A 13,568-nucleotide genomic window follows, 5' to 3' on the forward strand; every position below is an offset into this window, starting at 1 on the left:
GGAGAGAGGGAGCGGCTTGCGGGGCGGGACCACTACTTGAAGAGGTCGTTGACCTTGTCGTTGACCGCGGTGAGTGCGGCGGCGGGCTCTTCCCTGCCGAGGATCACCGACTGGACGCCAGCCCGCTGTAGACGACGGAGTTGAGCAGGTAGCGCAGGAAGTCCATGTGCGCGCCCGACCCGCCGGCCGCCTGCGCCTCGGCCTGGCTGGTCAGCCCGAGCACCCGCAGGAAGTTGATCATCGTGGGGTGGTCGGGGACCAGTCCGGTGGAGTCGGAGTAGAGGTCGGCCGCCGGTGTCAGGGCGGTGCGGATCATCCAGTAGAACGGGAAGACGGTCACGAACAGCGCGAGGCACAGCAGCGTCCAGGCGGCGATCCGGCCGGGCGAGATCCTCCGCCGCGCGCCTTTGCCCCTGCCCGGGGTCGGGGTCCTCGGGGTCTTCGGCGTCCTCGGTGTCGGAATCAGGGTCGGGGTCATGGTGTGCCTCCTCAGGCCAGGTCGGAGCGGGAGGCACGCAGCAGCCGCATCTGCACCGCGGTCAGCACGCCGAGGATCACCGCGAGCACCACGGCCACGGCGGAGGCGTAACCCATGCGGAAGTTCGTGAACGCCTGCTCGTAGATGTAGAAGTAGATGACCCGGGTGGCGCTGACCGGGCCGCCCTTGGTGGTCACCGCGACCGTGTCGAAGATCTGGAACGAGCCGATCAGTGACACCACGAGCACCAGGGCGAGGACGGGCCGCAGCAGCGGCAGCGTGATCCGGGTGAACATCCGCCACTCACCGGCGCCGTCCAGCGAGGCGCTCTCGTACAGGTGAGGGGGGATCTGCAGCATCCCCGCGTAGAGCAGCAGGGCCGTATAACCGCTGTACGCCCAGGTGTTGACCCCGGCAATGGTCGGCATCGCCCAGGTGGGCGAGGTGAAGAAGCCGGTGGTGCCGAGGCCGAGGGCGTCGAGCATGTGGTTGACGAAGCCGAGGTTGGCGTCGAGCATCCACATCCACAGCAGACCGACGGTCACGTTGGGCACCAGCCAGGGCACCAGCAGGATCGCCCGCAGCGCCACCGACCGGGTCAGCCGGTGCATGAGCGTCGCGAGGAGCAGCCCCAGCACGGTCTGGGCGCCGATGTTGAGGACGACGTAGTAGCCGGTGACCTTGAGCGCGTTGAAGAACTGCTCGTCGCCGATGAGCCCGCGGTAGTTGTCCACTCCGGTGAAGGCCGGATCGGTGAGCAGGTTGTAGTCGGTGAGCGAGTAGTGGATGCCGCGCAGGGTCGGATACGCGTAGAACAGCGCGAACCCGATCAGCGCGGGGGCCAGGAACAGCCAGGCGGCCTTGCGGTCGTCGCGGCTCCGGCGTGCCCGGCCCGGCGCACGGGCCGTACCTGGGTCGCCCGGATCGGCACCGGCGCTCTTCTGCGGCGGCGCAACTGCGGTGTCAGCGCCCATGGTTCCCCTTCGAAGAGATCTGCGCCGCACCTCTTGTCAGTTCGGCACCGTGGTCACATATTGATGAGCAACAGCGAAAGTTTGTCAATGCTGACTCATAAAGAAGCCGACGTGGGCCGCAGAGGGGAGTTGGCGCGGCTGTCGGCCGGTCCGGCCTTCCGCCGGACGGCATGTCCCCACCCGATCACGGAGGTTCACCGTGCGCACCTTCGCGCAGCGACGCGGCAGAAATGTCGTGGCCGCACTCTGTTCCACCGCTCTGGCCCTCGCCCTTGCGGCGCTTCCGAGCGGTTCCTACGCGGCTCAGGCCGACCCGTCGGCGACTGTCCCCGCGGCCCCCTCGGCGGCTACGGCGGCCACCGAGACCTCGGCGGCCACCGCGCAAGGGGCTCCGTCCCGCCCGTCCCCGGCGCCGGCGCCCGACCCCTCGCTCCCGGCCCACGCCCTCACCCGCGCGGACGCCCCGCTGGACAACCCGCTCAAGGGCTTCGCCCGCTTCTACCAGCCCGGCGGCAACCAGAACGCCGGCTATCCGCACTCACTGACCTGGAGCTACTTCGGACTCTCCGAGGTCATGAACGACTCCTCGGACTGCGCGCACTACGACTGGGACGTCCTGGACGACGCGCTCGACGAATCCGCCTCCTACGGCAACCAGACCGCCCTGCGCTTCTACATCGAGTACCCGGGCGGTTCCGGCACCCATCCCGCGAACGCCGTCCCGCCCTGCTTCGCCGGGCATGTCGCCAACCGCACCAACTCGTACTGGAACACCACCAGCCCCGACTACGACAGCGCCTATCTGCTGGACGCGCTCAAGGACTTCATCGCCGCGTTCGGCGCCCGCTACGACAACGACCCGCGGATCGGGTTCATCCACCTGGGGCTGGTCGGCCTCTGGGGCGAGTGGCACACCTGGCCGTACGACACCGACACCTCGGGCGACTCGTACCCGAACCTCATGCCCACGGACGCGCACGGCGCGGAGATCATCAAGGCGTACGACAACGCCTTCCCGCACACCAAGCTCGAAGTCCGCTACCCGGAGTCCGGGGGCGCCGCGGCCAACAGCCTCCCCGCCATCGGCTACCACGACGACTCCTTCTGCTTCCGCGAGGGCTCCCCGCTCGCCGGTGTCACCCTGCCCGCCTCGATGGGCGGCGCGTCCTACTCCCAGTTGCAGAAGGCCCTCGAACAGGGCGTGGAGAACCGGTGGACCACGGCCTCCATGGGCGGTGAGGTACGCCCCGAGATCCAGTCCACCGCCTTCGACAACTGGCCCGGTGGCTCCGGCGCCGTCGACAACATGAAGGCGTGCCTCGAACTGGAGCACACCACCTGGAAGATGAACGAGGGAAGCGCCAACTACGACCCGAACAACGCCAAGGTGGGCGCCGCGGTCCGGCAGATGGGCTACGACCTCACCGTCGACCACGCCTACTTCCAGGACACCGCACAGGGCAGCACCAAGGTCGGTGTGCGGCTCACCAACAACGGTGTGGCGCCGTTCTACTACCCCTGGACGGTCAGCCTCGGCCTCAAGGACCCGTCCGGCAACGTCGTGAAGAGCTGGGCCACACCCTGGGACCTGCGCAAGGCCATGCCCGTGAAGATCCGCGCCTTCCCCGACTGGGGCCTTGGCGCCGACCCCACCTATCTCGACTACGGGTACCCCCAGTACTTCGACACGTCCGTCGACCTCTCCGGTGTCTCCGCGGGCACCTACCAGCTCGTGATGAAGGCGAAGAACCCGCTGGAAGACGTGAGTGCGAGCGCCAAGAAGCTGCGCTTCGCCAACACCGGCCAACACGCGGACGGCTGGCTCGCCCTGGGCGCCATGACGGTGGGCTCCGGCACCGGCACCTCCCACCAGTACGAGGCGGAGGCACCCGGCAACACCCTCACGGGCACGGCCCTGAGAGCCGACTGCGCCGGCTGCTCCGGCGGCTCGAAGGTCGGGTACGTCGGCAACGGCGCCACCCTCACCTTCACCGGCGTCGACGGAGGCAGCGGCGGCACCAGGACGGTCACCCTCCAGTACGCGAGCGCCGAAACCCGTTCGGCCACCGTCCGGGCCAACGGGGGCACGTCGAGATCCGTCTCCTTCCCGCCGACGGCGGACTGGGCCACCACCGGGACCACCACGCTGAGCCTGGACCTGAACGCCGGGACGGGCAACACCATCACCGTCGCCAACAGTTCGGGCTGGGCACCCGACATCGACCGCATCACCGTGACCTGACGCGCGGGCGGCGGCGAAACGCCGACACGGGAGAAGGGGGACAGCTGGCTGTACCCCTGACACGGCAGCCAGCGCTCTCGTACCGGCCTCCCGGGCGGTCGTACTCTCGCGGTCACGGCCGGTCGTCGTCGCCCCAGGTCCGCCGGCCGTTCCGTCCCGGGGCATCGAACGGAAGTCGGTCGGCCCGCGATGAACAGCACGGGAGCAGGGGCGGACGGGTCGCGCGGCACGTTCCTGCTGGACACCACCCTCACCCCCGCACGGCAGGGATTCGACTCCTTCCGGCGCGGATGGGAGGCGCGGTTCGGTGACCGCCCCGCACTGCCGGCCTACAGTGCGGACACGATCGCCGACTTCCGGGTCAGGTTACGTATCACCAGGCTGCGGGACGCGGTGATCGGCGACCTCTACGCGGAGTCGGCCGTCCGGACCGACGACCCCGCGGGAGGGGACCTGGACCTGGTCGAGTTGCACGCCGTGCGGCGCGGTGCGTGGACGGTGGGCGGTCTGCCCGACCGCGGCGAACTCACCGTGTCGCGCGGGCAGTTCCTCCTGCGCCACTTCGACCGGCAGCCGCCCTTCAAGAGGTCCGCGCGCACCAGGGAGCTGGGCCTGCTCCTGCGGTCCGCGATGCTCAGGCCCCTGCTCGGGAACCGGACCGTCACCGGGCCGGGGGACTCGCCCGAGATGCGTCTGCTGACGGCCCACCTGCGGCGCTCGGGCTCTTCAGCGTCACGGGCACGATCAAGGCGCTCACCCACGGGTTCAACATTCCGTCCGCCGTCACCCTCGGCAGTGCCGGCGCGGTCGGCGGCGGTGTCCTCGCCAGCCTGCTCGCCCTCGAACAGCCGGCGCTGCTGCGCTGGAACCGCGATCTGTACGCACTGCCCGCCCTCGTCGGCGCGACCTCGGCCGCGCTGCTGCACCACATCGGCCTGCTGAACGTCGCCACCGCCGTCGGAGCCGCGCTGTTCGCGTTCGGGCTGCGGGTCCTCGCCCTGCGGTACAGCTGGCGCACACCTCGCTCCCACTTCTGGCGCAATCCGTTCGCGGGACTGCGCCAACAGCTGCCGCCGCCCAACCCCCTCCCGGCCCCCGCACCGCCTTCCTCCGTGAAGGACCCCGTGAAGGACCCCATGGAGGACCTGATGGAAGACCCCATGGAGGACACCGTCCGGCTGATGCGCCCCGATGTCAGCGCCTTCCCCTCTCGGAGGGGCGGCTTCCCCGCCTCGGCCCGGTCCTCGCACCCCGCGCCGGACCCGCGGCTCCTCCTCCACCGCGCCGAGCCGGAGGACTAGCCGGGTGCCGGAGCGGGGGGCCCGGTGGCTCCCGGTCGAAAAAGGCCGGTACCGGCGGAGTCGAGACGCCCCGGCCGGCACCTCACGTACCGCCGTCTTTCACACAGACGCCACGCGGCCCTTCCCTGACGTTTGTTGCTCTTGGAACACTCCGAGAGCGCGGGTTCCGGCCTGCGCAGGTCCGTCCGTCAGTCGCCCCCGTACCCGTCAGGACGAGAGGTCACCCAGTCATGACCGAAGTGAATCGGCGCCGTTTCCTGCAGCTCGCGGGCGGTACCGCGGCGTTCACCGCGCTGTCGGAGAGCATCGCCAAGGCCGCCTCGATCCCCGCGGGCTACCACCGCGGCACCATCGAGGATGTCGAGCACGTCGTCGTCCTGATGCAGGAGAACCGTTCCTTCGACCACTACTTCGGTGCGCTCAGAGGTGTCCGCGGTTTCGGCGACCCGCACCCGGTCGCGCTCGACAACGGCAAGTCCGTGTGGCACCAGTCGGACGGCACGAAGGACCTCCTGCCCTTCCACCCGGAGGCCGACGACCTGGGGATGCAGTTCCTGGAGGGCCTGCCGCACAGCTGGCCCGACGGGCACGCCGCCTACAACGGGGGCAAGTACGACAAGTGGGTCCCCGCGAAGGGCGCCACGACCATGGCGTACCTGACCCGCGAGGACATCCCGTTCCACTACGCGCTCGCCGACACCTTCACGGTCTGCGACGCGTACCACTGCTCGTTCATCGGCTCCACCGACCCGAACCGCTACTACATGTGGACGGGCTTCACGGGCAACGACGGCAAGGGCGGCGGCCCGGTCCTCGGCAACGACGAGCTGGGCTACGACTGGACGACCTACCCCGAGCGCCTGGAGGAGGCCGGGATCTCCTGGAAGGTCTACCAGGACATCGGCAACGGCCTGGACGCGGCCGGCTCCTGGGGCTGGATCTCGGACGCCTACCGCGGCAACTACGGCGACAACTCGCTGCTCTACTTCAACAAGTACCGCAACGCCAAGGCCGGCGACCCGCTGTACGACAAGGCCCGCACCGGCACCGACGCCCGCAAGGGCGAGGGCTACTTCGACCGGCTGCGCGCCGACGTCGTGGGCGGCAAGCTGCCGCAGGTCTCCTGGATAGCGGCCCCCGAGGCGTTCTCCGAGCACTCCAACTGGCCCTCGAACTACGGCGCCTGGTACATCTCCCAGGTCCTGGAGGCGCTCACCGCCGACCCGAAGGTGTGGGCGAAGACGGCCCTGTTCATCACGTACGACGAGAACGACGGCTTCTTCGACCACCTCGTCCCGCCGCTGCCGCCGCGCTCCGCCGACCAGGGCAAGTCCACCGTCGACGTCGGCCCGGACCTCTTCCCGGGCAGCTCGAAGTACGTCGCGGGCCCCTACGGTCTCGGCCCGCGGGTGCCGATGCTCGTCGTCTCGCCCTGGAGCAAGGGCGGTTACGTCTGCTCCGAGACCCTGGACCACACCTCGATCGTCCGGTTCCTGGAGCGCCGCTTCGGTGTCGAGGAGCCCAACATCTCGCCGTGGCGCCGGGCCATCTGCGGCGACCTGACCTCCGCGTTCGACTTCTCCCGCAAGGACAGCCGCCCGGCCGACCTGCCGGACACCGACGCGTACGAGCCGCAGGACAAGGACCGGCACCCGGACTACAAGCCGACCCCGCCCGCCGACCCGAAGCTGCCCCGCCAGGAGCGCGGTCTGCGGCTCGCCCGCCCGCTGCGGTACGCGCCCTGGATCGACGGCTCGGCGGACGCGAAGGCCGGGAAGTTCACGCTGACCTTCGCCTCGGGCAAGAAGGCCGGTGCCTCCTTCCACGTGACCTCCGGGAACCGCACCGACGGCCCCTGGACGTACACCACCGAGGCGGGCAAGAGCGTCTCGGACACCTGGAACTCCGCGTACTCGAACGGCTCGTACGACCTGACCGTGCACGGGCCCAACGGCTTCGTACGCGTCTTCAAGGGACCCGGCAAGGCCGCGGGCCCCGAGGTCACCGCCCGCCACGACGGGGACGACATCGAGCTGACCCTCACCAACAAGGGCGCCCGCACGGTGACCCTGAAGCTCACCGACGGCTACGGCGGCCGGCCCAGGTCGTTCAAGGTGCGGCCCGGCACGACGGTGAGGCACACCGTGGACCTGCGGGCGAGCAAGCGCTGGTACGACCTCACCGTCGTCTCCGACGCGGACGCCTCGTTCCTGCGCCGGTTCGCCGGGCACGTCGAGAACGGCCGGGTGGGCGTCAGCGACCCGGCGATCGCGACGGCCTAGGTGACTGGTCATGTACCTGCGGGGCCGGGGTAGTGTGCCCCGGTGACCACCCATTCGAACACAGTTGCAGGCTGGTATCCGGATCCGCAGGGCGCGCCCCAGACCCTGCGGTACTGGGACGGCACCCAGTGGACCCAGCACACCAACCAGGACCAGCAGCAGGGACAGCCTGTTCAGCAGGTGCCGCCGCAGGCGGCGGCGGGCGCCGCCGATCCGCGCGTGCAGCAGCAGGTACAGCAGCGGGCCGGTGTCGCGCCGAACTCGGCCGGCGGCGGCACCCTGTTCACCGAGCCGGTCCTGGTGGTGAACCAGAAGGCCAAGCTGATCGAGCTGACCAACGAGTACAAGGTCATGGACCAGCAGGGCAACCAGCTCGGCTCGGTCGTCCAGGTCGGGCAGAGCGCGCTGAAGAAGATATTGCGCTTCGTCGCCAGCATCGACCAGTTCATGACGCACAAGCTGGAGATCCGTGACGCGTATGGTCAGCCGCAGCTGCTGCTGACCCGGCCCCGGAAGTTCCTGAAGTCCCGGGTGCTGGTGGCGCGCCCGGACGGTTCGCCGGTCGGTGAGATCGCCCAGCAGAACATGTTCGGGAAGATCAACTTCGCGATCAAGGTCGACGGGCAGCAGATCGGCGCGGTCAAGGCGGAGAACTGGCGCGCGTGGAACTTCGCGATCGTCGACCACTCCGACACCGAGGTCGCCCGGATCACCAAGACCTGGGAAGGCCTCGCGAAGACGATGTTCACCACTGCGGACAACTACGTCCTGCAGATCCACTTCCAGCTGCCCGAGCCCCTGCTGAGCCTGGTGGTGGCGACGGCGCTGACCGTCGACACGGCGCTCAAGCAGGACTCGCGCGGGTTGGGCTGACCGCCGGTCCGGATACGGGAGGGGGCGGCCGCGGAAGTCCGCGGCCGCCCCCTCCCGTATCCGGACCGGCGGCGCTACAGCGAGGTGAGATGCCCCGGCTTGGGCTGCCGCGGCAGCAGCGAGCGTTCGTACGCGGCCGACTCGGCCTCCAGCGCGAGGACCGCGGCCACCGGATGCTGCTCCATGGCGGAAGGCGCGGACGCGCTCGCGGGCACTGAGGTGGGCACGGTCGCGGGAGTGGGCACCAGCTCAGGCGCGGGCAGCGGCTCCGGCGCCGAGCGCGAGAGCGTCACCACGCCCCAGGCGGCCACCGCGGCCCCGGCCACCGCGAGGAGCAGCCCCGCCACCCCGCCCTGCAGCTGCTCGCCGAGCAGCGTCAGGCCGATGACCACGGCGGCGATCGGATTGGCCAGCGTCACCACGGCCAGCGGCGCGCCGAGCCCGCCCTTGTAGGCGGTCTGCGACAGCAGCAGGCCGCCCGCGGCGAAGGCCGCGACCAGCAGCGCCACCACGATCACCTGCCCGCTGAGCAGCGGACCCGTGCGGTCGGTCGCGGCGACCGTCACGGTCTGGGTGAGCGCCGAGGCGACCCCCGAGGCGAAACCGGACGCGGACGCGTGCCGGAGCCCGGGACGGGCGCCCGGCCGGGCCAGGACGCCGATGAGGGTCGCGGTGGCGCCCGTCACGGCCAGCGCCTGCGGGACGCTCAGCACGTCGTCGGGCGCGGGCCCGGACGCCGTCACGAGCACGGCCGAGAGCCCGATCAGCGTCAGCGCCGTACCGCGCCACTCGACCGGGGCGACCCGCCGGCCCGCCAGGCGCGCGCCCAGCGGCACCGCGGCGACGAGTGTGAGCGCGCCGAGCGGCTGGACGAGGGTGAGGGTCCCGTACTTCAGGGCGGCCACGTGCAGCAGCGCGGCCCCGGCGTTCAGGCCGACCGACCACCACCAGGCGCCGCGGCCCAGCAGCCGCAGTACGCCGGATTCCGTGGTCCGGGAGGCCAGCCGCTCCTGTGCCACCGCGGCGCCCGCGTAGGCGACCGCGGAGAACAGCGACAGGACGACGGCGACGAGGGTCGCGCTCATCGCCGCGCTCCCACGAGCGCGGGCGCTTCCGGTACGCCGTCGGGGGCGTCCCGCCCACCCGACGCGTGCGGTACGGGGCTGCCGGCGTCCGCCGTGTCTTCGGCGTCCTCGGCGTCCTCGGCCTTCTCGCCGGGCCCGGCGGCAGCCGGTGTCCGGCGGGGCGGGCGGACGACGGCGAGGACGATGCCGAGGAGTGCGGCCGCCACGATCGCGTCGAGCCAGTAGTGGTTCGCCGTCCCGACGATCACCAGCAGGGTCAGCAGCGGGTGCAGCAGCCACAGCCACCGCCACCGGGACCTGGTCGCGGCGATCAGGCCGACCGCGACCATCAGGGCCCAGCCGAAGTGCAGCGACGGCATCGCGGCGAACTGGTTCGAGAGGGCGTCGGACTCGGGGGAGGCGCCGTACACCGTGGGCCCGTACACCTGGCCGGTGTCCACGAGACCCGTCGCGGCGAGCATCCGCGGGGGTGCGAGCGGGAATGTGAGATGCACCACCAGCGCGGCGGCGGTGACCGCGGCGAGCACCCGGCGGGCCCACCTGTAGTGCCCCGGACGGCGCAGATACAGCCACACCAGGAAGGCCAGCGTGGCGGGGAAGTGGACTGTCGCGTAATAGGTGTTGACGAGGTGGACGAGGGTGTCGCCGTGCAGCACGGCGGACTGCACGGAGCCCTCGCCGGGCAGGTGCAGGAACCGCTCCAGGTCCCATACGTGGTGGGCGTTGCCGAAGGCCTCGGCGGTGTGGCCGGTGGCCAGCTGCCGGCCGAGTTTGTAGACGAGGAAGAGTCCCGCGACGAGCAGGATCTCGCGGACAAGGGGTGGCCGCGGTATCGCGGCGGATCCCTTCTGTGCAGGCTCGGTTGGGAGTTCCATCCCCCGGCCCCTTTGCTTGACGGTCTCAACGATGCTGATGCGTGGTGAGCCCAGGAGGGGATCCACTCGACACAGGGGTGGGTCCTGTCCAAGGCTCATCGATACGCCAGTGTACCGATACGAGGCCGTTCCGGTACACTGGCGTATCGATGAGGGTCCGGGGCGAGCCCGGGGGCGAGGGAGAGGAAGAGCCATGACGTCGCAGGCAGCGGAGGGACCGGAGACGGTCGCCGCCTCGCGCCGCTCCAAGATCACGCCCGAGCGTGAGCAGGAGTTCTTCGACGCCGTGCTCGACCAGGTCCGCGAGTGCGGCTACGACGCGCTGACCATGGAGGGGGTGGCCGCCAGCACCCGGTGCAGCAAGTCCACGCTCTACCGGCAGTGGAAGACGAAGCCGCAGTTCGTGGCGGCCGCGCTGCGCGCCAACCACTGCCCCAAGTTCATCGGGATCGACACCGGCTCCCTCGCAGGCGACCTGCGTGCCGTCGCCCGTACGGCGGGGGAGCGGTCCGACGAGGACACCCGGCTCATGCAGGCGCTCGGACAGTCCGTGATGCAGGACGAGGAACTGAAGCGCGCGCTGCGCGACGCCCTCGTCGAACCCGAACTCGACGCGCTGCGGGCGATGATCGGGCGCGCGGTCGAGCGCGGCGAGATCACCGCCGACCACCCGGTACTGGAATTCGTGCCGGCGCAGTTGCTCGGGGTGCTCCGGGTCCGGCCCATCCTCGAAGGACGGCACGCGGACGCGGAGTATCTGCTGCGCTATGTGGAAGTGGCCCTGCTGCCCGCACTCGGGCTGTCGGACCCCCCTTAGAACTCAGGCCGCCGTCCAAGGGATGACTGGACGGTGACCTGATCGCGCCGCACCGTGGGGACGGGGGCGGCGCGCACCCCCCGGCCGGGTGGGGTTCCTCTTGAGCGGAGAGGCGCCCCACCCGGCCGACTGCTGTCCCCGGGGTGTGTCCTACACGTCCTGGCCGTTGCCGCCGCCCGCGGACTCCTTGATGCCCTTGGTGATGTCGTCGATCACGGACTGCTTGGGCGCGTCGGAGCCGACGTCGATGCCGAAGCGCACGACGACGAGCTGCTTGGCGTTGGCCGGCGCCGGGAAGACCAGCGACTCGACATAGCCGTCGGCGCCCTTGCTGGTGACGACCTTCCAGCGGACCGCGTAGCCCTTCTGCCCCGCCACGGTGACCGCCTTCGAGGAGAGCTCCTCGTGCGAGGTGATCTTGCCGTAGCTCTTGCCGCCGTAGGACTCCTCGGCGTTCTTGGAGATGTCCTCCTTGGCCGCGGCCTCGGCGGTGGTGGCCTTGAGCTCCAGGGCGAGCGCGGGGGCGGAGTAGGCGCCGCCGCGCGTACAGGTCGCCGTGGCGTCGCCCGGGCACTTGTAGGAGTCCTTGGACGTCACCTGGGCGCCCACCTGGATGGTCGAGCCGCTCCAGTCGTCGGGCACGGGGAGGCTGATGCCGTTGACGGGGTCGGCGGCGAAACCTTCCTCGGTCTGCTGCGGCTGCGGCACCGCGCTCTCGCCGCCGTCCTGCCCGCCGGGGCCGCCCTGACCGCCGCCGTCCTGGCCCTGCGGGCCGCCCGGCAGCGACGGCGTCGGCTGGGCGCTGCTCTGCTCGGGGCTGTCGGAACCGTCGTCGGCGGTCAGCGCGTACACACCGCCGCCGATGCCGGCGAGCACGGCTATGGCGGCGGCCACGGCTATCGCCGTACGCACTCCGCGCCGGGGCCCGCCCGGATTCGCGCCCCCGTACGGGGTGCCCGGCGGATACGCCGGAGGACCCCATGCGGCTGCCGACTCCGCGGGGCGGGTCTGGTCCGTCCATGTACTGCCGTCCCACCAGCGTTGCGTGGCGGGACCGTCACTTGTCTGCCCGGGGTCGGGATACCAGCCGGGGGGAGTCGCCTGCGTCATGGCCCCACCGTATGAGGTGTGGGTGAAAGCCGTATGAGAGGACCCCGATTCAGGTCACACCAGTACCAGGCGCACCGGCTGTTTCGCGCCTGCGGGCACCGGCGGGAATCCGCCCCGCCCCGGCGTGAGCGAGCCGAGCACACGGGCGTGCCGGGCGCCGGTGCTCCGCGGATCGGTGCCCGTGAGTCCGTGCACCGTCAGGAACCCGAGGACGGCGAAGGCGTACGCCTCCTTGGCCGCCGCGGGCAACCCGAGACCGTCGGAGAGACGGACCGGCACTCCTCGCAGCTCCGCGCGCAGCATCGCCATGAGGACGGGGTTGCATGTCCCGCCACCTGAGGCGATCACTTCGGTGACGGGTCGGGGGGCGGGGGTGGGTTGGGCGTCGAGGGCGCGTCGGGCGTCGGAGGCGCGTCGGCTGTCGGGGGTGTGTCGGGCTTCGGGGGTGCGTCGGTCGGCGGTGACGCGTCCGGCTTTGGATGTGCGTCGGGCATCGGTGGTGCGTGGGTCGTCATGGGCGCGTCGCGTATCGGGGGTGCACGGGTCGTCTGGGGTGCGTCGGGCTTCGGAGGTGCGTGGGTCGTCGGTGACGCGTCGGGTGTCGGAGGCGCTCAGGGGCCCGGTGGTGTGCGGGGACCCGGTGGCGCCCGGGGGTCCGCCGGTGTTCAGGGAGCGGACGGCGTCCGCCACCGTGCGGGCGGTGAGCCGGGTGAGGGTCGCGACCACGTCCTCGTCCCGCAGAGGCACGTCCTCCCCGGCCGACGAGGCGAAATCCGCGAGCGCCGCGCGCAGATAGCCCTCGTGGAACAGCTCCTTGCCGGTCGTCTTCGGCGCGGGCCGCGCGTAGTACGGCTCGTCGAGCAGGCGCCGCAACAGCGGCTCGTGCACGGTGCCGCGGGCCGCCATCGCCCCGTCCGCGTCGAAGTCCCGGCCGGTGGAACGGCGTACCGCCGCGTCGATCAGCGCACCCGCGGGTCCCGTGTCGAACGCGGTGCCGTCGGGCGCGGTGAGGTTGGCGATACCGCCGAGGTTCAGCGCGACCGGTGTGCCCGGCCTGCCGCGCAGCCACAGGAGGTCGACCAGGCTGACCAGGGGCGCGCCCTGGCCGCCCGCGGCGATGTCGCGCGGCCGGAAGTCGGCGACCACGGGCAGTCCGGTCGCCTCCGCGATCCAGGCCGGCTGCCCGATCTGGAGGGTGCCGCGCACGTGTCCCTCGTCGGTCCAGTGGAAGACGGTCTGGCCGTGCGAGGCGATCAACTCGGCCGCCCCGTCGCACAGTTCGCGCTGGGCGCGGACCGCCGCGCCGGCGAAGGCCTGCCCGATGTGGGTGTCCAGCCGGCACACCTCGGCGAGGGTGGTGGCCGCCGGGGGCAGCGCCGCCGCCAGTGCCTCGCGCAGACCTGACTCGTACGGCTCGGACACCGTTCCGAGCGGCCTCAGCAGCAGGTCCGACCCGTCGAGGCGCAGGTCGGCCGCCGCCGCGTCGATGGCGTCGTACGACGTGCCGGACATCAGACCGATCACGCGCACG

11 protein-coding genes are annotated in these 13,568 nt (G+C 71.2%); 5 read left to right on the top strand and 6 right to left on the bottom strand.

Annotated elements, in window-relative coordinates; all coding sequences use genetic code 11:
* Positions 1-103: 103 nt before the first annotated feature.
* Complete coding sequence (locus IE278_RS14035; RefSeq protein WP_246570307.1) at positions 104-478, bottom strand: ABC transporter permease family protein; 375 nt, start codon at positions 476-478, stop codon at positions 104-106.
* A gap of 11 nt (positions 479-489) precedes the next feature.
* Positions 490-1,452, bottom strand: coding sequence for a carbohydrate ABC transporter permease (locus tag IE278_RS14040; RefSeq protein WP_189772215.1), 963 nt, complete (start codon positions 1,450-1,452; stop codon positions 490-492).
* A gap of 199 nt (positions 1,453-1,651) precedes the next feature.
* On the opposite strand from IE278_RS14040, the gene IE278_RS14045 reads away from it, so the two are divergent.
* The 4 genes from IE278_RS14045 (at position 1,652) to IE278_RS14060 (ending at position 8,150) form a co-directional block, all read left to right on the top strand.
* The gene (locus IE278_RS14045; protein WP_189772217.1) at positions 1,652-3,694 is read left to right on the top strand and encodes a DUF4832 domain-containing protein; all 2,043 of its coding nucleotides are present in this window, start codon (positions 1,652-1,654) and stop codon (positions 3,692-3,694) included.
* A 491-nt stretch (positions 3,695-4,185) separates the two neighbouring features.
* Positions 4,186-4,995 carry a TRIC cation channel family protein gene (locus tag IE278_RS14050; RefSeq protein WP_189772219.1) on the top strand — a complete coding sequence of 270 codons (810 nt, stop codon included), beginning with the start codon at positions 4,186-4,188 and terminating at the stop codon, positions 4,993-4,995.
* 230 nt (positions 4,996-5,225) lie between these two features.
* Positions 5,226-7,277 (top strand): phosphocholine-specific phospholipase C, encoded by a 2,052-nt coding sequence (locus tag IE278_RS14055; RefSeq protein ID WP_189772221.1) that lies wholly within the window; start codon positions 5,226-5,228, stop codon positions 7,275-7,277.
* Between the two features lie 42 nt (positions 7,278-7,319).
* The gene (locus IE278_RS14060) at positions 7,320-8,150 is read left to right on the top strand and encodes an LURP-one-related family protein (protein ID WP_189772223.1); all 831 of its coding nucleotides are present in this window, start codon (positions 7,320-7,322) and stop codon (positions 8,148-8,150) included.
* A gap of 74 nt (positions 8,151-8,224) precedes the next feature.
* Here IE278_RS14060 and IE278_RS14065 read toward each other — a convergent pair whose 3' ends face one another.
* Positions 8,225-9,235 (bottom strand): DMT family transporter, encoded by a 1,011-nt coding sequence (locus IE278_RS14065; RefSeq protein WP_189772225.1) that lies wholly within the window; start codon positions 9,233-9,235, stop codon positions 8,225-8,227.
* Entirely contained in the window at positions 9,232-10,110 is an 879-nt protein-coding gene (locus tag IE278_RS14070) for a phosphatase PAP2 family protein (RefSeq protein WP_189772227.1), read from the bottom strand. Before IE278_RS14070 ends, IE278_RS14065 begins: the two co-directional genes overlap by 4 nt.
* A 193-nt stretch (positions 10,111-10,303) precedes the next feature.
* On the opposite strand from IE278_RS14070, the gene IE278_RS14075 reads away from it, so the two are divergent.
* Positions 10,304-10,927 carry a TetR/AcrR family transcriptional regulator gene (locus IE278_RS14075; protein ID WP_189772229.1) on the top strand — a complete coding sequence of 208 codons (624 nt, stop codon included), beginning with the start codon at positions 10,304-10,306 and terminating at the stop codon, positions 10,925-10,927.
* Between the two features lie 150 nt (positions 10,928-11,077).
* Here IE278_RS14075 and IE278_RS14080 read toward each other — a convergent pair whose 3' ends face one another.
* Together IE278_RS14080 and IE278_RS42240 are read right to left on the bottom strand one after the other, a co-directional pair.
* Complete coding sequence (locus tag IE278_RS14080) at positions 11,078-12,037, bottom strand: DUF2510 domain-containing protein (RefSeq protein WP_189772230.1); 960 nt, start codon at positions 12,035-12,037, stop codon at positions 11,078-11,080.
* Positions 12,038-12,091: 54 nt separating this feature from the next.
* Positions 12,092-13,567 (bottom strand): anhydro-N-acetylmuramic acid kinase, encoded by a 1,476-nt coding sequence (locus tag IE278_RS42240; RefSeq protein WP_246570308.1) that lies wholly within the window; start codon positions 13,565-13,567, stop codon positions 12,092-12,094.
* Position 13,568: the final 1 nt, after the last annotated feature.

Origin of the sequence: Streptomyces tauricus, assembly GCF_014650955.1 — a bacterium.
GTDB classification, from domain to species: Bacteria; Actinomycetota; Actinomycetes; order Streptomycetales; family Streptomycetaceae; genus Streptomyces; species Streptomyces tauricus.

What these genes read in the sequence shown, in the direction of transcription:
- IE278_RS14070 (WP_189772227.1), bottom strand. Translation starts at nt 10,110, where the DNA reads ATGGAACTCCCAACCGAGCCTGCACAGAAGGGATCCGCCGCGATACCG.
- IE278_RS14075 (WP_189772229.1), top strand. Translation starts at nt 10,304, where the DNA reads ATGACGTCGCAGGCAGCGGAGGGACCGGAGACGGTCGCCGCCTCGCGC.
- IE278_RS14035 (WP_246570307.1), bottom strand. Translation starts at nt 478, where the DNA reads ATGACCCCGACCCTGATTCCGACACCGAGGACGCCGAAGACCCCGAGG.
- IE278_RS14055 (WP_189772221.1), top strand. Translation starts at nt 5,226, where the DNA reads ATGACCGAAGTGAATCGGCGCCGTTTCCTGCAGCTCGCGGGCGGTACC.
- IE278_RS14040 (WP_189772215.1), bottom strand. Translation starts at nt 1,452, where the DNA reads ATGGGCGCTGACACCGCAGTTGCGCCGCCGCAGAAGAGCGCCGGTGCC.
- IE278_RS14065 (WP_189772225.1), bottom strand. Translation starts at nt 9,235, where the DNA reads ATGAGCGCGACCCTCGTCGCCGTCGTCCTGTCGCTGTTCTCCGCGGTC.
- IE278_RS14080 (WP_189772230.1), bottom strand. Translation starts at nt 12,037, where the DNA reads ATGACGCAGGCGACTCCCCCCGGCTGGTATCCCGACCCCGGGCAGACA.